This is a genomic window from Frigoribacterium sp. AC759, assembly GCF_979256015.1.
Window position 1 is genome coordinate 1 of the sequence record NZ_CEEDMT010000102.1, and the last position, 267, is coordinate 267.

Annotated in this window: 1 protein-coding gene; it reads right to left on the reverse strand. The window is 71.2% G+C overall.

What is annotated here, in order from left to right; translation table 11 throughout:
* Window positions 1-267: M48 family metalloprotease (locus tag ACZ6JE_RS15260; protein ID WP_464319492.1), on the reverse strand; the 267-nt coding region annotated here is incomplete at both ends.

A 267-nucleotide genomic window follows, 5' to 3' on the forward strand; every position in this document is an offset into this window, starting at 1 on the left:
TGGTCGCGCGTCGCCAGCAGGGGCGGCGTCCAGTTGCGTCCGGCATCCTTCGGGATGCGTGCAGCCTCGGCGTCGATCGCGGCGGCCCGATCCTTGCTCGACGCGTGCGTGCGGCTGCGGAAAAGGCCGCCATCGACATCGCCGCCATGCTCTCGCCAGAAGCGCGCGGCGTTGCGCGGATCGTACCCGGCATTGTGGAGGAGCGCGACGGACAGCTGGTCCGCTTCGTCCTCGGTCCGCCGGAACAGCCGGCCATTGCGCCCGAAC